Origin of the sequence: Pseudomonas sp. Marseille-Q1929 (assembly GCF_017316265.1) — a bacterium.
GTDB lineage: Bacteria > Pseudomonadota > Gammaproteobacteria > Pseudomonadales > Pseudomonadaceae > Aquipseudomonas.
Window position 1 is genome coordinate 41,123 of the sequence record NZ_JAFLWU010000013.1, and the last position, 25,395, is coordinate 66,517.

General features: G+C 61.8%; 26 protein-coding genes. 17 read left to right on the forward strand and 9 right to left on the reverse strand.

Annotated elements, in window-relative coordinates:
* Positions 1-28: 28 nt before the first annotated feature.
* Positions 29-1,747, reverse strand: a complete 1,719-nt coding sequence (locus J1G37_RS15685) for a C13 family peptidase (protein WP_207043135.1) — start codon at positions 1,745-1,747, stop codon at positions 29-31.
* A gap of 105 nt (positions 1,748-1,852) precedes the next feature.
* A complete protein-coding gene (locus J1G37_RS15690) occupies positions 1,853-2,308 on the reverse strand; it encodes a MaoC family dehydratase (RefSeq protein WP_003194496.1) in 456 nt (151 codons plus the stop codon).
* 159 nt (positions 2,309-2,467) lie between these two features.
* On the opposite strand from J1G37_RS15690, the gene J1G37_RS15695 reads away from it, so the two are divergent.
* The 4 genes from J1G37_RS15695 (at position 2,468) to J1G37_RS15710 (ending at position 4,462) form a co-directional block, all read left to right on the forward strand.
* Positions 2,468-2,821: a CidA/LrgA family protein gene (locus J1G37_RS15695; RefSeq protein ID WP_017735618.1), complete on the forward strand. Its 354-nt coding sequence runs from the start codon at positions 2,468-2,470 to the stop codon at positions 2,819-2,821.
* Positions 2,818-3,534: an LrgB family protein gene (locus J1G37_RS15700; protein ID WP_124526362.1), complete on the forward strand. Its 717-nt coding sequence runs from the start codon at positions 2,818-2,820 to the stop codon at positions 3,532-3,534. Before J1G37_RS15695 ends, J1G37_RS15700 begins: the two co-directional genes overlap by 4 nt.
* Before the next feature lie 21 nt (positions 3,535-3,555).
* The gene (locus J1G37_RS15705) at positions 3,556-4,146 is read left to right on the forward strand and encodes an LON peptidase substrate-binding domain-containing protein (RefSeq protein WP_207043137.1); all 591 of its coding nucleotides are present in this window, start codon (positions 3,556-3,558) and stop codon (positions 4,144-4,146) included.
* 100 nt (positions 4,147-4,246) lie between these two features.
* Positions 4,247-4,462 (forward strand): hypothetical protein, encoded by a 216-nt coding sequence (locus tag J1G37_RS15710; RefSeq protein ID WP_207043280.1) that lies wholly within the window; start codon positions 4,247-4,249, stop codon positions 4,460-4,462.
* Here the strand turns inward: J1G37_RS15710 and J1G37_RS15715 are convergent.
* Together J1G37_RS15715 and J1G37_RS15720 are read right to left on the reverse strand one after the other, a co-directional pair.
* On the reverse strand, positions 4,456-5,772 hold the full coding sequence (locus tag J1G37_RS15715; RefSeq protein ID WP_207043139.1) for a bifunctional DedA family/phosphatase PAP2 family protein: 1,317 nt from the start codon (positions 5,770-5,772) through the stop codon (positions 4,456-4,458). The genes J1G37_RS15710 and J1G37_RS15715 overlap by 7 nt on opposite strands.
* Positions 5,773-5,883: 111 nt before the next feature.
* Complete coding sequence (locus tag J1G37_RS15720) at positions 5,884-6,567, reverse strand: DNA-3-methyladenine glycosylase (protein ID WP_207043149.1); 684 nt, start codon at positions 6,565-6,567, stop codon at positions 5,884-5,886.
* A gap of 175 nt (positions 6,568-6,742) precedes the next feature.
* On the opposite strand from J1G37_RS15720, the gene J1G37_RS15725 reads away from it, so the two are divergent.
* The 13 genes from J1G37_RS15725 (at position 6,743) to J1G37_RS15785 (ending at position 19,210) form a co-directional block, all read left to right on the forward strand.
* Complete coding sequence (locus J1G37_RS15725) at positions 6,743-8,008, forward strand: glutamate-5-semialdehyde dehydrogenase (protein WP_026136655.1); 1,266 nt, start codon at positions 6,743-6,745, stop codon at positions 8,006-8,008.
* Positions 8,008-8,652, forward strand: a complete 645-nt coding sequence (gene nadD, locus J1G37_RS15730; protein ID WP_122427405.1) for a nicotinate-nucleotide adenylyltransferase — start codon at positions 8,008-8,010, stop codon at positions 8,650-8,652. Before J1G37_RS15725 ends, nadD begins: the two co-directional genes overlap by 1 nt.
* 69 nt (positions 8,653-8,721) lie before the next feature.
* Complete coding sequence (rsfS, locus tag J1G37_RS15735) at positions 8,722-9,216, forward strand: ribosome silencing factor (RefSeq protein ID WP_003176298.1); 495 nt, start codon at positions 8,722-8,724, stop codon at positions 9,214-9,216.
* Positions 9,217-9,225: 9 nt separating this feature from the next.
* Complete coding sequence (gene rlmH / locus J1G37_RS15740; RefSeq protein ID WP_003176297.1) at positions 9,226-9,693, forward strand: 23S rRNA (pseudouridine(1915)-N(3))-methyltransferase RlmH; 468 nt, start codon at positions 9,226-9,228, stop codon at positions 9,691-9,693.
* Positions 9,694-9,708: 15 nt separating this feature from the next.
* Entirely contained in the window at positions 9,709-11,607 is a 1,899-nt protein-coding gene (mrdA, locus tag J1G37_RS15745; RefSeq protein ID WP_207043158.1) for a penicillin-binding protein 2, read from the forward strand.
* A 31-nt stretch (positions 11,608-11,638) separates the two neighbouring features.
* Entirely contained in the window at positions 11,639-12,742 is a 1,104-nt protein-coding gene (gene rodA / locus J1G37_RS15750; RefSeq protein ID WP_207043282.1) for a rod shape-determining protein RodA, read from the forward strand.
* 17 nt (positions 12,743-12,759) lie between these two features.
* A complete protein-coding gene (gene mltB / locus J1G37_RS15755; protein ID WP_124526356.1) occupies positions 12,760-13,770 on the forward strand; it encodes a lytic murein transglycosylase B in 1,011 nt (336 codons plus the stop codon).
* Positions 13,770-14,768, forward strand: a complete 999-nt coding sequence (locus J1G37_RS15760) for a septal ring lytic transglycosylase RlpA family protein (protein ID WP_017735628.1) — start codon at positions 13,770-13,772, stop codon at positions 14,766-14,768. Before mltB ends, J1G37_RS15760 begins: the two co-directional genes overlap by 1 nt.
* Positions 14,769-14,947: 179 nt before the next feature.
* Positions 14,948-16,105: a D-alanyl-D-alanine carboxypeptidase family protein gene (locus tag J1G37_RS15765; RefSeq protein WP_207043159.1), complete on the forward strand. Its 1,158-nt coding sequence runs from the start codon at positions 14,948-14,950 to the stop codon at positions 16,103-16,105.
* Positions 16,106-16,190: 85 nt separating this feature from the next.
* Entirely contained in the window at positions 16,191-16,466 is a 276-nt protein-coding gene (locus J1G37_RS15770; protein ID WP_124526353.1) for a DUF493 domain-containing protein, read from the forward strand.
* Positions 16,466-17,113, forward strand: a complete 648-nt coding sequence (gene lipB / locus J1G37_RS15775; protein WP_017735631.1) for a lipoyl(octanoyl) transferase LipB — start codon at positions 16,466-16,468, stop codon at positions 17,111-17,113. The genes J1G37_RS15770 and lipB overlap by 1 nt, the downstream gene beginning before the upstream one ends.
* A 26-nt stretch (positions 17,114-17,139) precedes the next feature.
* Positions 17,140-18,141 carry a lipoyl synthase gene (gene lipA / locus J1G37_RS15780; protein ID WP_162493887.1) on the forward strand — a complete coding sequence of 334 codons (1,002 nt, stop codon included), beginning with the start codon at positions 17,140-17,142 and terminating at the stop codon, positions 18,139-18,141.
* Between the two features lie 151 nt (positions 18,142-18,292).
* Positions 18,293-19,210: an LD-carboxypeptidase gene (locus J1G37_RS15785; protein ID WP_207043161.1), complete on the forward strand. Its 918-nt coding sequence runs from the start codon at positions 18,293-18,295 to the stop codon at positions 19,208-19,210.
* Between the two features lie 109 nt (positions 19,211-19,319).
* On the opposite strand, the gene J1G37_RS15790 is transcribed toward J1G37_RS15785, so the two are convergent.
* The 5 genes from J1G37_RS15790 to leuS all read right to left on the reverse strand — a co-directional run bounded on the left by J1G37_RS15790 (position 19,320) and on the right by leuS (position 25,376).
* Positions 19,320-20,645, reverse strand: coding sequence for a lytic murein transglycosylase (locus tag J1G37_RS15790; protein ID WP_207043164.1), 1,326 nt, complete (start codon positions 20,643-20,645; stop codon positions 19,320-19,322).
* 61 nt (positions 20,646-20,706) lie between these two features.
* Positions 20,707-20,871, reverse strand: a complete 165-nt coding sequence (gene arfA / locus J1G37_RS15795; RefSeq protein WP_003176285.1) for an alternative ribosome rescue factor ArfA — start codon at positions 20,869-20,871, stop codon at positions 20,707-20,709.
* Between the two features lie 126 nt (positions 20,872-20,997).
* A complete protein-coding gene (gene holA, locus J1G37_RS15800; RefSeq protein WP_207043166.1) occupies positions 20,998-22,035 on the reverse strand; it encodes a DNA polymerase III subunit delta in 1,038 nt (345 codons plus the stop codon).
* A 39-nt stretch (positions 22,036-22,074) separates the two neighbouring features.
* Positions 22,075-22,680 (reverse strand): LPS assembly lipoprotein LptE, encoded by a 606-nt coding sequence (gene lptE / locus J1G37_RS15805; protein WP_207043167.1) that lies wholly within the window; start codon positions 22,678-22,680, stop codon positions 22,075-22,077.
* Positions 22,681-22,769: 89 nt separating this feature from the next.
* Positions 22,770-25,376 (reverse strand): leucine--tRNA ligase, encoded by a 2,607-nt coding sequence (gene leuS, locus J1G37_RS15810; RefSeq protein WP_207043169.1) that lies wholly within the window; start codon positions 25,374-25,376, stop codon positions 22,770-22,772.
* Positions 25,377-25,395: the final 19 nt, after the last annotated feature.

The window sequence follows — 25,395 nt, forward strand, 5'->3', positions numbered from 1 at the left end:
GTGTTTCCCCCCTGTTACACGTTACAGCTTAGTTGCCTTTGGCTTCCTTGCTATTCATTGAGACGCTTTCGAGCGCCTTTCGTGCCTGCTGTTTGCGTAATAATTGCCAGTGGGCGATTACCCCTTTAGGGGCCCAGATCTGCGGTTCAGAGGCTTCGAAGCTGTCCGCCTGTTCGCGTTCGGCCACATGCAGTTGCGCCAGTTTGAAGGCTTGCTGCAGGTCGTCGGTCTGGTTGAAGGCTTGGGCGAAGAGGGCGTCGCCGAAGTAGGTGAAGTCGGCCTCTTCGGAGCAGCCGAAGGACACGCGATCGGCGCGCGAAGCGGTCATGATCAAGGTGCGCTCGTCTTTCAGTGCCGGGATAAAACCACCGGAGTAGCAGGCGGAAATCACGATGATCTTGTCGCGCTCTTTCAGCGGTGCCAGCACGGCGGCCAGCTCATCGGCCGGCAGGTCGGCCAGCTCCATGCGCGGCTGGTCCAGCACCAGCTCGTGTTCGTGGGTGCCGTGGCTGGTCATGTAGATGAATACCAGGTCTTCCGGGCCCGTGCGCTCGGCCAGGGTTTGCACGGCGCGGCGCAGGCTTTCGCGGGTGGCCAGGGGACGGTCGGCGATGTGGTCGCGGTGGTTGACCAGGCGAATCTGCCCGCGCGCGCCGAAACGGGTGGCGAGCATGTTGCTGACGTAGTCGGCTTCGCGCAGGAACACGCTTTGCTTGCCATCACCGGCCAACACCAGGCTGTACAGCTCAACGGCGGGGGTCGAGGCGGGCACGGCCGCGAGCGCGGCATCGAGCAGGTGGCCTTGGGCCAATACGCCGGTTTCCAGCGGGTCGGGCAGCAGCTTGCCGTCGGCGTCACGCACCCGCATGCCATTGACCCAGGTGCCGGCCTGCACGGTGCCATCGGTGAGGACGAGGGTGCCACGGCCCTGGTAGCTGTCGCTGTCGAAACCGCCGATATAGAAGCTGCCATCGGTGAGGTTCAGGCGACCTTCACCGGTAAAGCGCCAATCGCTGAACTGGCCGACATAGTGGCTGCCGTCCACGCCGATCAACTCGCCTTTGCCGCTCAGCGCGCCTTCCTTGAACTGGCCGATCCACACGTCGCCGTCGGCATTTTCGTAACGGCCCTTGCCGTTGAGCTGGTTCTGTTTGAACTGGCCGACATAGATGTCACCGTCGGCGCTGTTGAAGGTGCCGTTGCCTTCGAGCTGGCCATCGACGAAGTGGCCGCTGAACTGGTTGCCGCTGTCGTCGTTGCGCTGGCCTTCGCCATTCGGTTTGCCGTGGGCGAACTGGCCCTGGTATTGGCTGCCGTCCGCCAGCTCCAGGCGGCCGAGGCCGGAATACTGGTCGGCGTTGAATTCGCCGCGATAGGTCATCTGCCCTTCTTTGAGGGTGCCTTCGCCGTTGCGCCGGCCGCGCTTGAAGCCGCCGACGTAGCTGCTGCCCGGCGTGGTCAGGCTGCCTTGGCCATCAAACAGGCCTTGCTGGAACTCGCCTTTATAGACCTCGCCGTTGCTGCCATGCCATTCGCCCTGGCCGTGCCACTGGCCCTTGTCGAACTGCCCGGCGTACCAGCTGCCATTGGGGTAGTCCACACGGCCCTGGCCTTGCAGCAAGCCGTTGACCACATCACCCCGGTAGCGGCCGCCATCGGGCAGGCGCGCATCGGGCGGCAACAGCGATTCGCCGTCTCCGCAAGCGGTGAGCAACAGGGCAAGGGCAAGGGGAGCGAGTGGGCGCATAGCGGGATCCGGGTAATTGAGCGCCGAGTATGCCGCAGCCGCGAGGTTCATACATAAATTTACATACCCTGTGGTGAGTTTCAGTGCCTCACCACAGGGCCGGGCCTACACGAAGCAGAGTGACAGCGACTCGGCAATGTAAGCGGGTTTTTCCTGGCCTTCGATTTCCAGGGTGGCGGTGGCCTTGAACAGCCATTGCCCGGGTTTTTTCTCGGTGACGTCGGTCAGTGTCACGTTCAGGCGCACTTTGGAGTTGACCTTGACCGGCTGGATAAACCGCACGCTGTCCAGGCCGTAATTGACCGCCATCTTCAGGCCCTCAGGCATGATCAGGATGTCTTCCATCAGCTTGGGCATCAGCGACAACGACAGGAAACCGTGGGCAATCGTGCTGCCAAACGGGGTTTGCGCGGCCTTGACCGGGTCGACGTGGATGAACTGATGATCGCCAGTGGCCTCGGCGAACAGGTTGATCCGCGCCTGATCGATGGTGAGCCATTCGGAACGTCCCAGTTCCTTGCCGACATAATCTTTGAGCTGCGCTACAGGTACATAGGGCATTGCGTCTCTCCTTGGTTCATCGGTTTTTATAGGTGTGCGAAATCCATCTTAGATCATCATGGGCAACAGGCCCGGTCAACCCACCATGCTTTTGGCGAATGCCGAAGCATAGAGCTGGCATGCTTATAATGCGGGCGAGTTTTGACGGGGGGAGAACGGATGCTGTTACGCGGACTGACATGGCTGGTGCTGTTCCAATTGATCGGCACGGCGCTCAACCATTTGCTGCTGCCGATATTGCCGGGGCCGATCATCGGCTTGCTGCTGATGCTCGGTTTTCTGATCTGGAACGGTGAGGTCGGCGAGCCCCTGAGCCTGGCGGCCAGCAGCCTGTTGCGTTACCTGCCATTGCTACTGGTGCCACCCGCCGTCGGGGTGATGGTGTACGCCAAGGACATTGCGGCGGACTTCTGGGCCATCGTCGGCGCGCTGGTGCTGTCGCTGGTGATTGCCATGGGTTTTGTCGGCGTGTTGATGCAGCAGATGGTCAAGCGCAAGGAGAAGGACCAATGATCTTCGACTGGCACGGCGCGTGGACCGCGGTGATTCATCACCCCTTGTTCGGCATCGGTATCACCCTGGGCGCCTACCAGTTGGTGCTGGCCGGTTTCGAGAAAACCCGCTGGATCTTCCTGCAGCCGGTGTTGGTGTCCATGCTGCTGGTAATCGGCATCTTGCTCACCTGTGGCCTGAGCTACGCCGAGTACCGCAAGAGCACGGAGATCATGGGCATCCTCCTCGGGCCCGCGACCGTCGCGTTGGCGGTGCCGCTTTATCTGAACCTGCGGCGCATTCGCCAATTGTTCTGGCCGATTTTTACTACGCTGGTGATAGGCGGGGTGTTGGCCACCGGCTTGTGTGTATTGCTGGGGTGGTGGTTTGGCGCCGAACACATGATGCTGATGACCATGGCGCCCAAGTCGGTGACGTCGCCAATCGCCATGCTGGTGGCCGAACAGATCGGCGGCGTGGCAGCGTTGGCGGCCGTGTTTGTGCTGATCACCGGGGTGATCGGCGCGATGATCGGGCCGGCATACCTGTCGCGTCTGGGCGTGCACAGCCCTGAGGCGCGTGGCATGGCGCTGGGCATGACGGCCCACGCCGTGGGTACCTCGGTGGCGTTGCAGGAAAGCGAAGAGTGCGGCGCCTTTGCGGCGCTGGCCATGAGTCTGATGGGCGTGGCCACGGCAGTGTTCCTGCCGCTGGCTGTGTCGGTGATCGTTTAAACCGGGTTTAAGGAAACCTTTATGAGTCTGGCGCTGTTTCCGCTCAATACCGTGCTGTTCCCTGGCTGCACCCTCGACCTGCAACTGTTCGAGGCGCGCTACCTGGACATGATCAGCCGCTGCATGAAAAAGGGCGAAAGCTTCGGTGTGGTGTGCATCCTCGACGGCAGTGAGGTAGGCATGGCCCCGGATGGCTACGCACTGATCGGTTGTGAAGCGCTGATTCGCGACTTCAAGCAACAGGACAATGGCCTCCTGGGGATTCGCGTCGAGGGCGGGCGCCGCTTCCGTGTGCGTGATGCGGGCGTGCAGAAAGATCATTTGCTGGTGGCCGACGTGCAATGGCTGGAAGAGCTGCCGGACCAAGCGCTGGAAGAGGAGGACGCCGACCTGCTGGCGTTGCTCCAGGCCCTGGCCGAGCACCCGATGGTGGCCTCGTTGGACATGGGCACCGAGGCCGACGGCCAGCAAGCCTTGGGCAACCAGCTTGCCTACCTGTTGCCCTTTACCGAGGCCGACAAGATCGACCTGCTGCAACTCGACGACCCGCAGCAGCGGCTGGATGCGATCCAGATGTTGCTCGACGAGTTGCAGGGAGAGTTGTTCAACTGAGTTTCGGAATTATCTGGCGCGGTTTTCAGATGTTCTTTCGTTGTTCTGCGCGCGTCGCTTGAAATAGTTTTCGATCACACAACGGTGATCGGGGATGAACATGATTCGACCAACGCAATCGGAGCAAGCGATCTGGGACAGTTTTTTTGTCAGCATCGCCACACAACTGCTTCAGCAGGATGCCAAGCGGGGCCCGGAATATATCGCCGAGCGCGCCGCAGACATCGCCGACGAGATGCTGCTTGAACGACGCGAACGTTGCGTTGAGCGTCGAGCGGCACCCGTCGACTGGATCGGGCCCGCCAAGGGTCAGTAAGCGTACCTGAGCAACGCATGGGACGTACCGGTCAAGGCAATGAAACCCAGTACTGCTACCACTGCCGGCAATAACAGCCACCAGGTTTTTGCCGGCATGGGCGGCAGTGGGCTGCGGAATTGGCTGAGCGTCAGGCTGAACGCGCAAACCGCCATCGCCAGCAGGGTGCCAGCCAGGATGTCAGTCGGCCAGTGCGCCCCCAGGTAGACACGCGACAAGGCAATGAACGCCGCTGGAATACAGCCCAATAGAAGCCAGGTCATGCGCAGTCGTGTCGGCTGCCCCAGGCCGGCCAGCACTGCCAGCGCCAGGAAAAACGCGAAAGAGCCAGACGCATGCCCGCTGGGCATGCTGAAACTGGTCAGCGGGTCTGTAAGAATTTCCGGGCGGCCACGGGCGAAAAATAGCTTGGTGCCGGTGTTGATCACGGCGGCGCCGGCCAGCGTCGCGCCGACAAACACCGCCTGGCGCCATTGTCGCGCCAGGAGCAGCAGGCCAGTGAACACGGCGCTGGCAACGAACATCTTCTTGAATTCGCCCAGTTGGGTGATGCGCACCATCACTTCGTCCAGCCACGGGCTGCGATGTTCTTGCACCAGGGCGATCAGGCCATGGTCGAAGTTATCCAGATGGTGAAAGCCGATAAACAGTGCGATCAACAAGGTCAGGCTGGCGCAACCGATCCACAAGGTGGCACGACGATGGCCGCGCAGGCTGCTGTTCACACTCAAGCCCAGCAGCACGACGATAGCGGCGGTGACAACTCCGGCCTCCGGCCAGAACCCCTCCGGTAACGGTAGACGGAACGCAGCACCGGTCGCCCAGCCAGGCAGCAGATAGGCCACCGACCAGCCAGCGCCCGCCAGAAGGCTCACGGCGACGAAGCGTGGGAGCGGCATGTCGCACATGCCGGCGACCATCGGCAACATAGGGCGCAACGGACCGATGAAACGTCCGACCAGCAGGCTGGCAATGCCATACTTGTGGAAGTAGGTCTCGGCGCCGTTCATCCATTCTGGATGGTGGCGCAGGCCGGGCAGGCGGCGGATGTTCTGGTGGAAGTGTCGGCCGAGGAAGTAGGAAATGCCATCACCCAATAAACCGCCGAGAAAGCCCAGCAGCAGGGTTTCACTCAACGACAGCGCGCCGCTGCCCGCCAGTGCGGCGATCGCAAACAGCAACACCGTGCCTGGCACGATCAGCCCGGCGATGGCCAGGCATTCCACGCACGCGACAACAAATACCGCCACCGCGAGCCATTCGGGGTTGAGGGTCAGCCAGCCGGTAATGCTATCGAGCCATTGGCCCATACAAATCCACTCCATCTATGCAAATACGTAGCCGGTAACACTGAAGATCAAACTGTGGGAGCAGGCAAGCCAACTCCAACAGGGGGTCTTTGGTGTGGCGGGTCTCAATGTTCAAATCAAAAAATAGTCGCGGCCTTCGACCTGGCCCCGGCGCAGCGGGTTCCGTGTGCAATAAGGCGCGTAGCCAGCATCGACGAAGCGATACATCAAGTGTTCATCCCGGCCGCTGGGAATGCCCAGGCGAGTGGTCTGGATGATGTGTGTTGGTACCTGACCCAGGTCTTCAACAAAGAGCTGTTGCGGGTCAAAGCGCTTGGCATCCCACATCGGCACCTTCAACCCCAGGGCCTTGCACAGCAGGGTCTGGCCGGCGCAGAGCTTTTGCGAAGGGCGGGGGTGGCCGTTGGCATCCGGGTTGTTCAGCAGCATCTGCGCCAGGCTGGCCGGGCCGGACAGTTCATCGACCCACGGATAGGCCGATTTGATCAACACGGCATTGCCCGGCCCCTGGGCGCTGAAGTTCAGCGAGTCACCGCCACGGGCGTAGTACATGTAGATGTGCCCACCGTCTAGAAACAAAGCCTTACGCTTTTCTGTGTAGCCAAGTGAGGCGTGGCTGCCTTTTTCCGCCACGTAATAGGCTTCGGTTTCAATAATTCGCGCCGAAAGCCAGATCTCGCCGACGCGATGGCGTATGACTTTTCCGAGCAATTCTCGCGCAAGAATTTGTGCGTCGCGGTCGAAGAAGCCGTCGGGCAGGGCGCTGGCGGGGTGTTGGGGCGAAACGCTGGGCATGGTGGCCTGGGGTTAATACGGCTAAATGTGACCGAATAATAACAACTCCCACCTTAATTACCGCTGAACCCCAGGTTTTTACAGTTCATTTCGACCATCCGCCCCTCACCGCTGTCAGTCGAGCGGCGTCACAGCTATAATCTGCCGCTTTCCTCCCTGCCAAGACTCCCTGACCATGACTGAGTCCGTTCTTGACTACATGACCCGCCTGGGTCGCGCTGCCCGTCAGGCCTCGCGGTTGATCGCCCGTGCGAGCACTGCGCAGAAGAATCGCGCCCTGTTGGCGGCCGCCGACGCTCTGGATGCCTCGCGCTCCGAGCTGACCGCCGCCAACGAACTGGACCTGGCCAACGGCCGCGCCAATGGCCTGGAGCCCGCGCTGCTGGACCGCCTGGCGCTGACCCCGGCACGTATCGACGACATGATCGAAGGCCTGCGTCAGGTGGCCAAGCTGCCTGACCCCATCGGTGAAATCCGCGATATGCGCTACCTGCCGTCCGGTATCCAGGTCGGCAAGATGCGCGTGCCCCTGGGCGTGATCGGCATCATCTATGAGTCGCGTCCGAACGTGACCATCGACGCCGCGAGCCTGTGCCTCAAGTCGGGTAACGCCACCATCCTGCGCGGCGGCTCCGAAGCCATTAACTCCAATCGCGCCATTGCTACCTGCATTCAGCAAGGCCTGGCCGTGGCCGAGCTGCCTGCCGAAGTGGTGCAAGTGGTGGAAACCACCGACCGCGCTGCCGTTGGTGCGCTGATCACCATGCCGGAATTCGTCGACGTGATCGTGCCGCGCGGTGGCAAGAGCCTGATCGAACGCGTCAGCCGCGATGCCAAGGTGCCGGTGATCAAGCACCTCGACGGCGTGTGCCACGTGTATATCGACATCGCTGCCGACATCGACAAGGCGATCCGCATCGCCGACAACGCCAAGACCCACCGCTACGCGCCGTGCAACACCATGGAAACCCTGCTGGTGCACGTCGGCATTGCCGAGCGCGTGTTGCCGCCGCTGGCTGCCATCTACCGTGACAAGGGCGTGGAGCTGCGCGGTTGTGAGCGTACCCGTGCGCTGCTGGGCGCAGACGTGATCGAAGCGACCGAGCTGGATTGGTACACCGAATACACCGCGCCGATCCTGTCGATCAAGCTCGTCGATGACCTGGACGAGGCCATCGAACATATCAACACCTACGGCTCCAAGCACACCGACGCCATTGTCTCCGAGCATTTCAGCGATGCGCGGCGTTTCCTCAACGAAGTGGATTCCGCTTCGGTGATGATCAACGCCTCGACGCGGTTTGCCGACGGCTTCGAGTACGGCCTGGGGGCGGAGATCGGTATTTCCACCGACAAGCTCCACGCCCGCGGCCCGGTTGGCCTCGAAGGCCTGACCAGCGAGAAGTACGTGGTGTTCGGCGACGGTCATGTGCGCACTTGATGGGTAAACGCATCGGGCTGCTCGGCGGTACTTTCGACCCCGTGCACATCGGCCATTTGCGCAGTGCCCTGGAAGTCGCGGATGCCCTCGCGCTGGATGAACTGCGCGTGATGCCCAACGCCCGGCCGCCTCATCGCGATACGCCACAAGTGTCGCCACAGCAGCGCCTGGAAATGGTGCGCCTGGCGGTGGAAGGCATCGCACCCCTGGTGGTGGACGACCGCGAACTCAAGCGCGATAAACCGTCCTACACTGTTGACACCCTGGAGCTGATGCGCGCCGAGTTGGCCGCGGATGACCAGTTGTTTCTGCTTTTGGGCTGGGACGCATTTTGCGGCCTGCCCTCTTGGCATCGCTGGGAGGAACTCCTCCAGCATTGCCACATCCTGGTTTTGCAACGCCCGGATGCCGACAGCGAACCGCCGGATGCCTTGCGCAACCTGCTGGCCGCGCGGTCGGTAAGTGACCCCTTGGCCCTGACCGGGCCGAACGGGAATATTGCATTCGTCTGGCAGACCCCGCTTGCGGTGTCCGCCACCCAGATCCGTCAACTGCTGGCCAGCGGTAAGTCGGTACGTTTCCTGGTGCCTGACGCGGTCCTGGCCTACATCGATGCGCACGGGCTTTACCGTGCGTCGAACTGAAAAGGCGCGCTTGAACGTACGAACATTCGTGCAGCAAGCGCCCGAACATACGAGCAAAACGAGTTTTATATGACGAACAAAGACGTAAGCAAAGTTAAGCGCAAAGGCACCTTCAAAAGCGCGCCGCTGCCAGTTGAAGCCCATGTTGGCCCAGAGCTGGCTGGCGAAGAGCTGGTAAAAGTCGCCGTGGCGGCCCTGGAAGACGTCAAGGCCCAGGACATCCAGGTGCTGGACGTGCGCGACAAACAAAGCATCACCGACTTCATGATCATCGCTACCGGTACCTCGAACCGTCAGATCGGCGCGATGCTGGATAAAGTCCGTGAAGCCGTCAAAGCCCAAGGCGTGAAGCCGCTGGGTGAAGAAGGCAAGGGCGACAGCGACTGGGTGCTGCTGGATATGGACGACGTGATCGTTCACATGATGACCTCCAACGCCCGTCAGTTCTACGACCTGGAACGTCTGTGGAAAGGCGCCGAGCAGAGCCGTGCCGCCGATGGCAAGCACCACAGCCCGGAAGTGGGCCACGCGCACTTCGACAAGCTCAACAAAGACCAGGAATAAGGAACGGCTGTGCGCCTGCGTCTGATTGCTGTCGGTTCACGCATGCCCAAGTGGGTGGAAGAAGGCTGGCACGAGTATGCCAAGCGTCTGCCCGCTGAGCTGTCGCTGGAACTGGTAGAGATACCGCTCAACACCCGGGGCAAGAATGCCGACGTGGCACGCTTTATCCGTCAGGAAGGCGAAGCCATGTTGGCCAAGGTCGGCCCCAACGAGCGCATCGTCACCCTGGAAGTGCACGGCAAACCCTGGAGCACCGAGCAGTTGGCGGTGGAACTGGATCGCTGGCGCCTGGATTCGCGTACGGTCAACTTCATGGTCGGCGGCCCCGAAGGGCTGGCGCCGGAAGTCTGTGCGCGGGCGGACCAGCGCTGGTCGCTGTCGGCGCTCACGTTGCCGCACCCGTTGGTAAGGATTCTGATCGGTGAACAGCTGTATCGCGCCTGGACAGTCCTGTCCGGGCACCCTTACCACAAATAGTCTGCGCCCTTCCCGATGACCCAGCCGATCCGCATCAAGGACCACGAGAAAGACGCACGTCTGGTACGCGCGCGGGTCGTGTTCGGCGCTTTTCTGGTGGTGGGGCTGATCGGGGTGTTGATCGCCCGTCTGTATTTCCTACAGGTGATCCAGTACGACTATCACTCCACATTGTCGGAAAACAACCGGGTGCATGTGCAGCCGATTCCGCCGACCCGTGGCCTGATTTTCGACCGCAATGGCGTGGTGGTTGCGGACAACCGCCCCAGCTTCAGCCTGAGCATGACCCGCGAACGCTCCGGCGACTGGCAGCAGGTCCTCGATGTGATCGTCGAGGTGCTGCAGCTGACGCCTGAAGATCGGGTGATCTTCGAAAAGCGCATGAAGCAGGGGCGCCGGCCATTCGAGCCGGTGCCGATCCTGTTTGAGCTGACCGAAGAGCAGATCGCGCGGATCGCGGTGAACCAGTTCCGTTTGCCAGGTGTGGAAGTGGTGGCGCAGTTGGTGCGGCATTACCCGCAAGGGCCGCACTTTGCCCACTCCGTCGGCTATATGGGGCGGATCAACGAGAAAGAGCTGAAGACCCTTGATCCGGTGAACTACAGCGGCACCCACCATATCGGCAAGACGGGCGTGGAGCGTTTCTACGAGCCCGAGTTGCACGGCCAGGTGGGTTACGAAGAAGTCGAGACCAACGCCCGTGGCCGTGTGCTGCGGGTGCTCAAGCGCACCGACCCGGTACCGGGCAAGGACATCGTGCTGAGCCTGGACATCAAGCTGCAGGAAGCTGCCGAGATGGCCCTGGGCGGGCGGCGTGGCGCAGTCGTGGCACTGGACCCGAACACGGGCGAAGTGCTGGCGATGGTCAGCCAGCCGAGTTTCGACCCTAACCTGTTCGTCACCGGCATCAGCTTCAAGGCTTACGCCGAGTTGCGCGATTCCATCGACCGGCCGCTGTTCAACCGCGTGCTGCGTGGCCTGTATCCGCCGGGCTCGACGATCAAGCCGGCGGTGGCGATTGCCGGGTTGGACGCGGGCGTGGTCACGGCCTCCAGCCGGGTGTATGACCCGGGCTACTACATGCTGCCCAACTATGATCACAAATACCGTAACTGGAACCGCACCGGTGACGGCTATGTCGATTTGGACACCGCGATCATGCGCTCCAACGACACCTATTTTTACGACCTGGCCCACAAGCTGGGAATCGACCGACTGTCTGCCTACATGGGCAAGTTCGGCCTTGGTCAGAAAGTCTCCCTCGACATGTTCGAAGAATCCCCGGGCCTGATGCCGTCGCGGGAGTGGAAGCGTGCGACCCGTCGCCAGGCGTGGTTCCCGGGTGAAACCCTGATCCTCGGCATCGGCCAGGGCTACATGCAGGCCACGCCGCTGCAACTGGCGCAGGCCACGGCGCTGGTGGCCAACAAAGGCATCTGGAACCGTCCGCACCTGGCCAAGACCATCGAAGGCGAAAAGCCGGTGGACGACAACCCGATCCCCGACATCGTGCTGCGCGATCCGTCGGACTGGACCAAGGTCAACCACGGCATGCAGCAAGTGATGCACGGCGCCCGTGGCACCGCGCGTAAGGCGGCGATTGGCGCGCAGTACCGCATTGCCGGCAAGAGCGGTACTGCCCAGGTGGTGGCGATCAAGCAGGGCGAGAAATACGACCGCACCAAGGTTCAGGAACGCCACCGTGACCACGCCTTGTTTGTCGGCTTCGCGCCGGCCGACGACCCGAAAATCGTGGTGGCAGTGATGGTCGAGAACGGCGAGTCCGGCTCCGGCGTCGCGGCCCCGGTGGTGCGCCAGATCATGGACGCCTGGCTGTTGGCCGACGACGGCAGGCTCAAGCCCGAATATGGCGGCCCCCCTTCAAGCACCGAGGTTACGGCCAGTGAAGAGTAATTTTGACCGCATCCTCTCCAGCGAGGATGTGATGCGTCGCCGTGCGACGTTGCTGCAACGCATGCACGTCGACGGTCCGTTGCTGATCTTGCTGCTGACCCTGGCGGCCGGCAGCCTGTTCGTCCTCTATTCGGCCAGCGGCAAGAACTGGGACCTGTTGATCAAGCAGGCCTCGTCGTTTGGCCTGGGCCTGCTGTCGATGGTGGTGATCGCCCAGTTGGAGCCGCGTTTCATGGCGCGCTGGGTACCCCTCGGTTACGTCGCCGGCGTGTTATTGCTGGTGGTGGTGGACGTGATGGGCCACAACGCCATGGGCGCGACCCGCTGGATCAACATTCCGGGGGTGATTCGCTTCCAACCGTCGGAATTCATGAAGATCCTGATGCCGGCGACCATCGCCTGGTACCTGTCCAAGCGCACCTTGCCGCCACAGCTCAAGCATGTGGGGGTGAGCCTGATCCTGATCGGCATACCGTTCATCCTGATCGTGCGCCAGCCGGACCTCGGCACCTCGTTGCTGATCCTCGCGGGCGGCGCGTTCGTGCTGTTCATGGGCGGCTTGCGCTGGCGCTGGATCCTCAGTGTGCTCGCCGCCGCCGTGCCAGTGGCCGTGGCCATGTGGTTCTTCTTTATGCATGACTACCAGAAGCAGCGGATTCTGACCTTCCTTGATCCTGAGAGCGATCCGCTGGGCACCGGCTGGAACATTATCCAGTCGAAAGCGGCCATCGGTTCCGGCGGCGTATTTGGCAAGGGCTGGCTGCTGGGCACCCAGTCGCACCTGGACTTCCTGCCCGAGAGCCACACCGACTTCATTATTGCGGTGATGGGCGAAGAGTTCGGCCTGGTGGGCATTTGCGCATTGTTGCTGATCTATCTGTTGTTGATTGGTCGCGGGCTGGTAATCACCGCCCAGGCGCAGACGCTGTTCGGCAAATTGCTCGCCGGCGCCCTGACCATGACTTTTTTTGTTTACGTTTTCGTCAACATCGGTATGGTCAGTGGCCTGCTGCCGGTGGTTGGGGTGCCGTTGCCATTCATTAGCTACGGCGGAACTTCGCTGGTGACATTGCTGTCAGCGTTTGGGGTTTTGATGTCGATTCATACGCATCGCAAATGGATCGCACAGGTTTGAATAAGGTGAAGATGTCAATGCAAGTAATGCGCGGCTGGGCGACTCGGCACGCGTCCTGGATGGGCCTGATTGGCCTGCTGGGCGCAACGCAAGAGGCGCAGGCCGGTGACTACGATGGTTCACCCCAGGTCGCCGAATTTGTCGGTGAAATGACCCGCGACTACGGTTTTGCCGGTGAACAGCTGATGGGCGTGTTTCGCGAGGCGCAGAAAAAGCAGGCGATCCTCGACGCCATCTCCCGCCCGGCTGAACGGGTGAAGCAATGGAAGGAATATCGCCCGATGTTCCTCACCGACGCCCGCGTGGCGCGGGGCGTGGATTTCTGGCGCCAGCACGAAGCTGTACTGGCCCGCGCCGAGCAGGAATACGGGGTGCCGGCCCAGGTCATCGTCGCAATCATTGGCATTGAAACATTCTACGGGCGCAATACCGGCAGTTACCGGGTGATCGACGCCTTGTCGACCCTGGGTTTCGATTACCCGCCGCGTGCCGAGTTCTTCCGCAAGGAACTGCGCGAATTCCTCTTGTTGGCCCGCGAAGAGCAGGTCGACCCGTTGACCCTCAAGGGTTCCTACGCCGGTGCGATGGGCTTGCCGCAGTTTATGCCGAGCAGCTTCCGCGCCTACGCGGTGGACTTTGACGGCGACGGCCATATCAATATCTGGAGCAATCCCGACGACGCCATCGGCAGTGTGGCCAGCTACTTCAAGCGTCACGGCTGGGTCGCGGGCGAACCGGTGGTGATCCGCGCCGATGTGGCCGGCGATCGCGCCGATGAAGGCCTGACCCAGGGCATCGAGCCGGTCAAGACGGTCGGGGAGTTGCGGGCGCTGGGGTGGTCGAGTCAGAATGCGCCACGCGATGACATGCCGGTGACGGCGTTCCGTCTCGAAGGCGAAAACGGCCCTGAATACTGGATGGGCCTGAAGAATTTCTACGCAATCACGCGTTATAACCGCAGTGTGATGTACGCCATGGCCGTGCATCAGCTGTCAGACATGCTGGTCCAAGCACGGGGCAACAAGTAATGCGGGTATCGCCGATCCAAAAACCGCTCAAGCTGGTGGCGTTTGCCGCGTTGTCCTTGCTGGTTGTCAGTTGCTCCACCAGCCGTGGTCCGGCGCAGAAGTCCGGGGGGGCGGTGGTCCGTTCCCAGCCGGGCCTGGACATCAACCGCGCGCACAAAGATGGCGCGCCATGGTGGGATGTCGATGTGTCGAAGATCCCGGATGCCACGCCAACCCTGCACACCGGGCCGTACAAGGCCAACCCGTATACGGTGCTGGGCAAGAATTACTTCCCGCTGCAAGAATCCAAGACCTACGTGCAGTCCGGCACGGCGTCCTGGTACGGCACCAAGTTCCACGGCCAGAACACCGCCAACGGCGAAGTGTATGACCTGTACGGCATGAGCGCGGCGCACAAGACCCTGCCGCTGCCCAGCTATGTACGGGTGACCAACCTGGACAACAATCGCACGGTGATCCTGCGGGTCAATGACCGTGGGCCGTTCTATTCCGATCGCATCATCGACCTGTCCTACGCTGCCGCGAAGAAGCTCGGCTATGCCGAAACCGGCACGGCGCGGGTGAAAGTCGAAGGTATCGATCCGGCGCAATACTGGGCCCAGCGCGGCAAGCCGGCACCGTTGATGCTCAACGAGCCAACCAGCCAGCAGCCGCAGGTGAACGCGTCGGCCGGCAAGATCGAACAGTGGACACCGCCGCCGCAGCAGCACGCGCCGGATACCGTCGTGGTGCCGCGCGCCGCGCCGGGGGCTTCGATGGCGGGCGGGCAATACCTGCAAGTCGGCGCTTTCGCCAACCCGGATGCGGCAGAGCTGTTAAGGTCGAAACTCAGCGGCATGGTCAGTGCGCCGGTCTTCATCAGCTCCATCGTGCGTAACCAGCAGACCCTGCACCGTGTACGCATGGGGCCGATCGGCACGCCGGGTGAAGTCGCACAAGTGCAGAACAGTGTGCGCATGGCCAACCTGGGGCAACCCAGTGTGGTCACCGCCGAATAACAAAAGATTGAAGGCTCAGGCCCGAATGCGGGCTTGAACCCTGGTTGTTGGCTCGTTGAACAATAAAACCCAGGGGCAAGGGGTGAGCGGGCAACCGAACACGCGACAGTCTGGCAACGGCCTGTCTGAATAAGTTTTGCCCGCGAGGGCAAGTTTCCATAAGCAATTTCGAGAGACGGATGAACATCACCTCCTTAGCCAAACGCACGTGCCTGCTCCTTTCGCTGATCATCACCCCGGCCGCCTGGGCGGTTGAAATGGTGCCGGCTTCCCCGCAACTGGCCGCCAAGGCCTGGGTCCTCATGGATGCCGCCAGCGGCAACGTGCTGGTCGAGAGCAACGGTGACCAGCGTCTGCCTCCAGCCAGCTTGACCAAGCTGATGACTGCCTACATCGCGACCCTGGAAATCCGTCGCGGCCAGATCGGCGAAAACGACCCGGTGACCGTCAGCGAAAACGCCTGGCGCACCGGCGGTTCGCGGATGTTCATCAAGGTCGGTTCGCAAGTGACCGTGAGCGACCTGCTGCACGGCATCATCATCCAGTCCGGCAACGACGCCAGCGTGGCCCTGTCCGAGCACATCGCCGGCAGCGAAGACGCCTTCGCCGACATGATGAACAAAACCGTCACTGACCTGGGCATGACCAACAGCCACTTCATGAACCCGACCGGCCTGCCAAACCCTGAGCACTATTCGTCGGCTCACGACATGGCAATCCTGGCGCGCGCGATCATCCGTGTCGACCCGGTGCACTACGCGATCTACTCCCAGAAAGAATTCTTCTGGAACAACATCAAGCAGCCTAACCGCAACCTGTTGCTGTGGCGTGACAAGACCGTCGATGGCCTGAAAACCGGCCACACCGATGAAGCCGGCTACTGCATGGTGTCGTCCGCCGTCCGTGACGGCCAGCGCCTGATCGCCGTGGTCTTCGGCACCAACAGCGAGCAGGCCCGTGCGGCCGAGACGCAAAAACTGCTGACCTACGGTTTCCGCTTCTTCGAAACCCAGACCTTCTACCAGAAGGGTGCTGAGCTGGCGACCGCGCCGGTGTGGAAAGGCGCGACCTCGCAAGTCAAGGCCGGCCTGGCTGAAGACCTGACCCTGACCATGCCTAAAGGCCAGCTGAAAAAGCTCGCTGCCAGCATGACCATGAACCCGCAATTGGTAGCGCCAATCGCCAAGGGTGACGTGATCGGCAAGGTCGAAGTGAAACTGGACGACAAGGTGGTGCACAGCGCCGACCTGATCGCGCTGGACGCCGTCGACGAAGGTGGTATCTTCCGCCGCGTGTGGGATAGCATCCGTCTATTCTTCTACAGCTTGTTCAACTGATAAGTGTGCACCTGCAAAGCCCCGCGTTGATCCGACGCGGGGCTTTGCCCGTCGCCACGGCTTACGCTTACGAGGCCGTTACGCCATGACCGATACCGAAGTAAAGGCGCCAAAGATCGAATTCCCAGTGACGGATTATCCCGTCAAAGTGATCAGCGATACCGGCGTGGGCAACAAAGACACCATCATCGCAATCGTGCGCAAACACGCGACGATCAACGACAACCGGGTGGACGAGCGTTCGAGCACCAACGGTAAATACACCACGATCCAGTTGCACATCGTTGCGACCGGTCAAGACCAGCTCTACGACATCAACAGCGAACTGCGGGCCACGGGCTTCGTGCACATGGTGCTGTGATGTCAGGCGTCCTGGGCTTTCGCGAGCTCGGCCAGATGGCCTACGAGCCGGTCTGGCATGCCATGCAGCGGTTCACCAACGAGCGTGGTACGTCGGCCCCGGACGAAATCTGGCTGGTCGAACACCCGCCGGTGTTCACCCAGGGCCAGGCCGGCAAGGCTGAGCATCTGCTGCTGCCGGGGGATATTCCGGTGGTGCAGGTCGACCGAGGTGGCCAAGTGACTTACCATGGCCCGGGACAACTTGTCGCATACCTACTGTTGGATGTGCGCAAGCTGGGTTTTGGCGTACGCGACCTGGTCAGCCGCATGGAGACATGCCTGATCGAGCTGCTGGCCAGCTACGGCGTGACCGCCGCGGCCAAGCCCGATGCACCTGGTGTGTACGTGGATGGCGCGAAAATCGCCTCCCTGGGCCTGCGCATTCGCCATGGTTGTTCCTTTCACGGCCTGGCCCTGAACGTGGACATGGACCTGGCGCCGTTTCGTCGGATCAACCCGTGCGGCTATGCCGGGCTGGCGATGACCCAACTGAGCGACCACGCCACACCGATTAAATTTGCCGAGGTTAGTGCCCGGCTGCGTGCGCAGCTCGTCAAACACCTCGACTATGCTGAGCAGACGACCCTTACGGGCGGAATCGACTGATTATGACTACTGATGCAGTGCAAACCATGATCCCGACGGTGGACGTTACTGACCGTCCGGCCCCGGCCCCGCGTGCCAAGGTGGAAGCCGGCGTCAAGCTGCGCGGCGCCGAGAAGGTTGCACGCATCCCGGTGAAGATCATTCCGACCACCGAACTGCCGAAGAAACCCGACTGGATTCGCGTGCGCATCCCGGTTTCGCCGGAAGTCGACCGTATCAAGGCCCTGCTGCGCAAACACAAGCTGCACAGCGTGTGCGAAGAAGCCTCGTGCCCGAACCTGGGCGAGTGCTTCTCCGGCGGCACTGCCACCTTCATGATCATGGGTGACATCTGCACCCGTCGTTGCCCGTTCTGCGACGTGGGCCACGGTCGACCGAAGCCACTGGACGTCAACGAGCCGGAAAGCCTGGCCATCGCCATCGCCGACCTGAAGCTCAAGTACGTGGTGATCACCTCGGTAGACCGCGATGACCTGCGTGACGGCGGTGCCCAGCACTTTGCCGACTGCATCCGCGAGATCCGCAAGCTGTCGCCAAACGTGATGCTCGAAACCCTGGTGCCGGACTACCGTGGCCGCATGGACGTCGCGCTGGAAATCACCGCCGCCGAGCCGCCGGATGTGTTCAACCACAACCTGGAAACCGTGCCGCGCCTGTACAAGGCCGCGCGTCCGGGTTCGGACTACCAGTGGTCGCTGACCCTGCTGCAGAAATTCAAGCAGATGATGCCGCACATCCCGACCAAATCCGGCTTGATGCTGGGCCTGGGTGAGACCGACGAAGAAGTCATCGAAGTCATGAAGCGCATGCGCGAACACGACATCGACATGCTGACCCTGGGCCAGTATCTGCAACCGTCCCGCAGCCACTTGCCGGTGCAGCGTTTTGTGCACCCGGACACCTTCGCCTGGTTTGCCGAGGAAGGTTACAAGATGGGCTTCAAGAACGTCGCGTCGGGCCCGTTGGTACGTTCGTCGTACCACGCTGACGAGCAGGCCAAGTTGGTCAAGGCGAGCCTGGTTTCCTGATATAGATTTACGCAACGCCGCAAATCCAATGTGGGAGCGGGCTTGCTCGCGAAAGCGGTGTTTCAGTCACCTGATTTATTGACTGACACTGCGCATTCGCGAGCAAGCCCGCTCCCACATTTCGTTCCGCGTCAATTAGGGAGATCTGTGGATGTCCGCTGCCGTACCCGCCCTGCGCCCCGAAGGCACCATCGCCCTGATCGCACCCGCTGGCCCCGCCGCGTTGGATGTCGAAAAAGTTGGCCAATGGATGCGTGCCCGAGGCTATGACCTGCGAATCTTTCCCGGTGTCTACGAACGTGACGGCTATCTCGCCGGCAGCGATCAAACCCGTCTCAGTGACCTCCATCGTGCTTTTGCCGACCCCGACATCGACGCCATCTTCTGCCTGCGCGGCGGCTACGGTACGCCACGCCTGCTCGACGGCCTCGATTTCGACCTGCTACGCGCCCATCCAAAGCCGTTTGTCGGCTACAGCGACATCACGGCCGTGCACCTGGCAATCAGCCGCTACGCCGGTTTCGTGACCTTCCACGGGCCGATGCTCAACGCCGACCTGTTGGGTGACAAGCAACCACCGACCGAGTTTTCCCTGCTCAGCATGCTGCGCGGCGATCTCGGCACCGGCAGCGTGCTGGCACACCCGGTGGCCTACCCGTTGACCACGATTGCCCCAGGCATCGCCTGTGGGCGCTTGCTGGGCGGCAACCTATCGATGATCGCGGCGGTGATGGGCACGCCTTACGAAATTGATGCCGAGGGCATCATTCTGTTGATCGAAGACGTCAACGAACCGATCTACCGCATCGACCGTTTGCTGACGCACCTGCGCCTGGCGGGCAAGCTGGCGCAGGTTGCCGGTGTGCTGGTGGGGGATGTGGCGGGGGTGGACCCGATGGCGTTGGAGCGTTTGCTCAAGCAGACGTTCGAGCCTTTGTGCATTCCGGTGTTGGCGGGCTGGCGCAGTGGGCATTGTGATCCGAACCTGACGTTGCCGATGGGCGCGTTGGTGCGGCTGGATGCGGGGGAGCAGCGATTGGTGTTGGAGCAGGATGTGGTCTTTAGATAGTTGGTGCTTGTGATGCCGTCATCGCAGGCAAGCCAGCTCCCACACTTTGGAATGCATTCCCCTGTGGGAGCTGGCTTGCCTGCGATAGCGGTAGTGGCCATAAGCAGATCTAGCGGTTTTGCAACGACTCCAACAGCTTCACCGTTGGATACCCATCCGCCGGCCAACCTAACGACTGCTGCGCCGCCCGAATCGCCTTGCGCGTATTGGCGCCGATAATCCCGTCCGGGTTGCCGGCCTCATAGCCCTTGGCGTTCAGCACGGTCTGCAAATCAATACGCTGGGAACGACTCAGCGGCAGTTCATCCTTCGGCCACTCGCCACGAATCACACCCCCGCCGCCAAATCGTTCCGACAGCAGGCCGACCGCCAGCGCGTAGGACGACGAGTTGTTGTACTTGAGGATCGCGCGGAAGTTATCCAGCACCAGGAACGCCGGGCCACGGTAACCCGCAGGTAGCAGCAGGGCAGCGGATAGCTGGTCTACGTTCGGCGGCATGCTCGCGCCGGGTGGCAGTTGGATGCCCAGTTTCAGCCAGTCGGCGACGGTCTTGCGGACACCGCCGTCGGCCAAGGTGTAATCGAAGCCCGTCGGCAGTCGATTGACCTCAAACCCCCACGGTTGGCCTTTCTGCCAGCCGGAGCTTTGCAGGTAGTGCGCCGTGGAGGCGAGGGCATCGGCCGGGCTGTTCCAGATGTCGCGGCGACCGTCGCCATCGAAATCCACGGCGTGGGTGTTGTAGGTGGTCGGGATGAACTGGGTCTGGCCCATGGCGCCGGCCCAGGAGCCTTTCATCTGATCGGCCTGGATATCGCCGTGCTGGATGATTTGCAGCGCCGCCAGCAATTGCGCCTGGGCAAACGCCGGGCGACGGCCTTCATAGGCCAGGGTCGCCAGGGAGCGGATCACCGAGTTGTTGCCCTGGAACTGGCCGAAGTTACTCTCCATGCCCCACACCGACACCAGCGCCTGGCGGTCGACGCCATAGCGTTGCTCGATGCTTTGCAGGATGTCGGCGTACTTGATCAGCAACGCCTGGCCATTGCGCACACGCAGCGGCGAGAGGGCGCCGTTGAGGTATTCCCACACCGGCCGGGAGAATTCCGGCTGGCTGCGGTCGGCGCGGATAACGGCCATGTCCGGGGTGACGTTGGCAAAGGCATTGTCAAAAACGGCCGGGGTGATCCCGGCCCTCAGGGCCTGTTCGCGAAACCCGGCCTGCCATTCGGCGAAGGTCTGGGTCGGCTGGATATCCAGGTTGTCCACGGCCAGGGGCGCCACGACAGCGGGGGCCACGACTGGAGCGGTCTGGAGTTTGGGCAGGGGTTGAGCGTCGGCGGCGGTAGGTTTCTCCGCACAGGCGACGAGCAGAATGAGGCTGGAGGCAGCGATCAATTGGCGAAGGTGCCAACGACGGGAGAGACAAGAGGGCATGCACAGGTCCAGGGATTACAAATCAGGTGCAGACCTTATCATGCCAAAGGGGCGCTTGCCTTCAGGCAGCCAGAAAGTAAGAAGCCTCCCAGCTATTAGACTGGAAGGCTTCGCGGCGGTAGCTACCTTTGCCCTTGCCGGCGCGTTCTTGACGGCTGCGGAACAGTGGCTGGGCGATGATGGATTTGGCCTTGTTGGGGCCATGCTTGGATGGCTTTTTGCTCATGGTCGGTACTCTCTGGGTGGGTTGGAACGGTGCAAATCATCTGCCGAAGTTGTGAGGCTGTAAAGACTGGCACCTATCAGAAATTGTAAATGCGATCAAAAATGTGGGAGCGTCTTTGCGAACGGATTATTCGGCGGGAAGTGTCAGGCGCTGGCCGGCCATCAATAGCGACAGGCGGCTCAAACTCATCCACGGCGAACCCGCCGCCTGGCCCTTTATCTGTGCATCGATGCGCTGGGCCTCCAGCAGCAGCAGCGCCCAGCGTTGCGCCGAGTGCCGTTGCAGGGCTTTGCTCATCAGGGGTTTGCGCTTGTCCCACACCGGTGGCCGGGCCTGGCTGAAGCACTTGTCCAGCGGCGTGCCCTGGCTGTATTGCAGGGCAATATTGGCCAGCACCCGCAGCTCACGGGCCAGGGCCCAGAGAATCACCGGTGGCTCCACGCCTTCGCCGCGCAGGCCTTCGAGCATGCGCAACGCGTGGGCGGGTTCGCCGTTGAGGATCGCATCCACCAACCCGAACACGTCAAAGCGCGCGCTGTCAGCCACCGCACCCTGTACGGTTTCGACGGTGATCTGCCCGTCTTCGGCCATCAGCTTGAGCTTTTCGATCTCTTGGGCGGCGGCCAGCAAGTTGCCTTCAACCCGCGCGGCAATCAGTTCCACAGCATCTTGCGTCGCCGACAGCCCCGACTGGGACAGGCGCTGACGAATCCATTGCGGCAACTGATTGCTGTCCACTGGCCAGATCTGGATGAACTGGGTCTGCGGACCCTCGACTAACGCCTTGCCCCATTTGGTTTTCTGCGCACTGCCGTCGAGCTTGGGCAGGCTGATCAACAGCACCGTGTCTTCGGCCGGGCGTGAGCAGTATTCCATCAAGGCGGCCGCACCTTTGTCGCCGGGCTTGCCGGACGGCAGGCGCAGTTCCAGCAGGCGTTTTTCGGCGAACAGCGACATGCTCGCCCCAGCTTGCAGCAGCGTGCCCCAGTCGAAACTGGCGTCGGCGCTGAACACTTGGCGTTCATCGAAGCCTTGCTGGCGGGCGGCGGTGCGGATGGCGTCGGCGGCTTCCTGGCACAGCAGCGGGTCATCACCGCTGACGATATAGACAGGCGCAAGGCCACCTTGCAGGTGTTTGGCGAGTTGGGCGGGGGCGAGTTTCATAGGCGGGGCGAACGGGGCGCCTGGGGCGCCCCGTCTGGCTTACTCGACTGGGACTTCAACAGGCGATTGTTTCGGCGTGTTGTCTTCGTACTCTTGCGCGGCTTTCAGGGCGTCGGCGTCAGCCTTGGCTTTGTTGTCGGCAGCTTGCTGCAAGGTTTCGAGTTTTTCCGGTGTGAGCATTTGCAGGCGCAGCATCACGCGCTGTACCAGTTCGCGACGGATTTCCTTGCGCACCTGAATGGTCTCGGAGTCCGAGCCGACCAGGTTGTTGCCGTCGTGGCTGACGATCTTCTGGACGACGATCTTGTCACCCATCAGCGGCAAGCTATCACGGCCACGGACTTCGAAGGTCAGCTCGGTGGCCAGTTCGATGTCGGACGCACGGCCAGCACTGGCGTAGCTCAGGTTACGCTGGGTGTCTTTCTCGCTGGCCAGGTACAGTTTGTAGGTCGCGCCGGTGTAAACCTTGACGCCGCTGTTTTCCAGGACTTGGCGCAGCTGGGTCACGGTCTCGCCGTAGGCGTCGCGTGCGCTGAGGTCCAGTTCCTTGATCGTCAGGTCATTGGTGCCGGTGCCGCGCAGCTGGAAGCCGCAAGCGCTCAGCAGTACGGCCAGGCCCATCACCAGCAGATTGCGTTTGATCATTGTGTTGCTCCCCTTGAAACCACGTGGGCCTTATCGAGGCCCTGAAGGTTTTGTTCGGCGCGGGGCCCAAGCCCCGCGCCCGATCCGATTTAGCTGGCGACGATATTGACCAGTTTGCCAGGCACGACGATCACTTTGCGGATCGTCAGGCCTTCGGTGAAGCGCAGCACGTTCTCGTTGACGCGTGCGGCGGCTTCGACGTCTTCACGGCTGGCGCTGGCCGGCATGTCGATCTGGCCACGCAGCTTGCCGTTGACCTGGATCACCAGTTGCAGCGTGTCCTGGACCAGGGCGCTGTCATCCTGCTTTGGCCAGGCGGCATCAATGACGGCGCCGTCGTGGCCCAGGCGGTTCCACAGGTCGTGGCTGATGTGCGGTGTGATCGGCGCCAGCAGCAGGGTGACCGTTTCCAGGCCTTCCTGAATCAGTGCGCGGTCCTGTTCGGTCGCTTGCGGGGCTTTTTCCAGCACGTTCATCAGCGTCATCACCTGGGCGATGGCGGTGTTGAACTTGTGGTTCTGGCCCACGTCCTGGCTCGCTTGGCGGATCGCCAGGTGCGTGCTGCGACGAATGGCTTTCTGCTCGTCGCTCAGGCCGGCCACGTCCAGTTTGCCCGGCAAGCCCTGGCTGATATGGGCGTGCGCCAGGCGCCAGACGCGTTTGAGGAAACGGTGCGAACCTTCGACGCCGGAGTCGGACCATTCGGCGCTCATGTCCGGCGGCGAGGCAAACATCATGAACAGGCGGCAGGTGTCGGCGCCGAACTGGTCGATCATCGACTGTGGGTCGACGCCGTTGTTCTTCGACTTGGCCATCTTCTCGGTGCCACCGATTTCCACCGGCAGGCCGTCCGAGATCAGCTTGGCGCTGATGACCTTGGCTTTGCTGTCACGCTCAAGTTCGACGTCCGCCGGGTTGAACCAGGTGTAGGCACCATTGGCTTCACGACGGTAGTAGGTCTCGGCGATCACCATGCCTTGGGTCAGCAGGTTCTTGAACGGCTCGTCGGAGCTCACCAGGCCTTCGTCACGCATCAGCTTGTGGAAGAAGCGCGCGTACAGCAGGTGAAGAATGGCGTGTTCGATACCGCCGATGTACTGGTCCACTGGCAACCAATGGTCGGCTGCGGATTTCTCCACCAGGCCACCCTCGTAGTGCGGCGAGGCGTAGCGGGCGTAGTACCACGAGGACTCGACGAAGGTGTCCATGGTGTCGGTTTCACGCTTGGCAGGCTGGCCGCATTTAGGGCAGTTGCACTCGTAGAACTCAGGCATGCGCGCCAACGGCGAACCGGCGCCGTCCGGCACCACGTCTTCCGGCAGGACGACCGGCAGTTGGTCTTCCGGTACAGGCACGTCACCGCAGGTTTCGCAGTGGATGATCGGGATCGGGCAGCCCCAGTAACGCTGGCGGCTGATGCCCCAGTCGCGCAGGCGGAACTGGGTGCGCGAGGCGCCCAGGTTTTTCTTGATCAGTGCCACTTCCATGGCGTCGAACGCGCCCTGGAAGTCCAGGCCGTCGAATTCGCCGGAGTTGATCAGGGTGCCGTGCTCGCCGTAGGCGTCTTGCCACGGGGCCGGGTTGGTCTCGCCGGAGCTGGTGCGCACCACGGACTTGATCGGCAAGGCGTACTTGGTGGCGAACTCGAAATCACGCTCGTCGTGGGCCGGCACAGCCATTACGGCGCCATCGCCGTAGTGCATCAGCACATAGTTGGCGACCCATACTGGCAACTTCTCGCCAGTCAGTGGGTGCTCGACAAACAGCCCGGTCGGCAGGCCTTTTTTCTCTTGGGTGGCGACGTCGGCCTCGGCCACGCTGCCGCCTTTGCATTCGGCGATGAACGCCTGCAGCTCAGGGTTGTTCTGTGCGGCTTGAGTGGCCAGCGGGTGCTCGGCGGCCACGGCGACGTAGGTCGCGCCCATCAAGGTGTCTGGACGGGTGGTGAAGACTTTCAGTGCGCCCGCTTCGCCGATCGAGTCGACGTTGTACGGGAACTGCACTTCCATGCCCTTGGACTTGCCGATCCAGTTGCGCTGCATGGTCTTGACCTGTTCAGGCCAGCCCGGCAGGTCGTCGAGGCTCGACAGCAGTTCATCCGCGTAGGCGGTGATCTTGAAGTAGTACATCGGGATTTCGCGCTTTTCGATCAGCGCGCCGGAACGCCAGCCGCGACCGTCGATCACCTGTTCGTTGGCGAGTACGGTCTGGTCGATCGGGTCCCAGTTAACGGTGCCGCTCTTTTTGTAGATCACACCTTTTTCGAACAGGCGCGTGAACAGCCATTGTTCCCAGCGGTAGTAATCCGGTTTGCAGGTGGTCACTTCGCGGGACCAGTCCACCGCCAGGCCCAGGCTGCGCAGCTGGGTCTTCATGTAGGCGATGTTTTCGTAGGTCCACTTGGCGGGGGCCACGTTGTTTTTCATCGCGGCGTTTTCCGCCGGCATGCCGAAGGCGTCCCAACCCATGGGTTGCAGGACGTTCTTGCCGAGCATGCGCTGGTAACGGGAGATTACGTCACCGATGGTGTAGTTGCGCACGTGCCCCATGTGTAGCTTGCCGCTGGGGTAAGGGAACATCGATAGGCAGTAGTAAGTCTCCTTGCCTGGCTGTTCACTGACTTCAAAGGACTTTTGCTCGTCCCAGAAGGTTTGGGCGGCATTTTCGATTTCACGGGGCTGATATTGTTCGTGCATGGCTACTTTTGAACTGAAT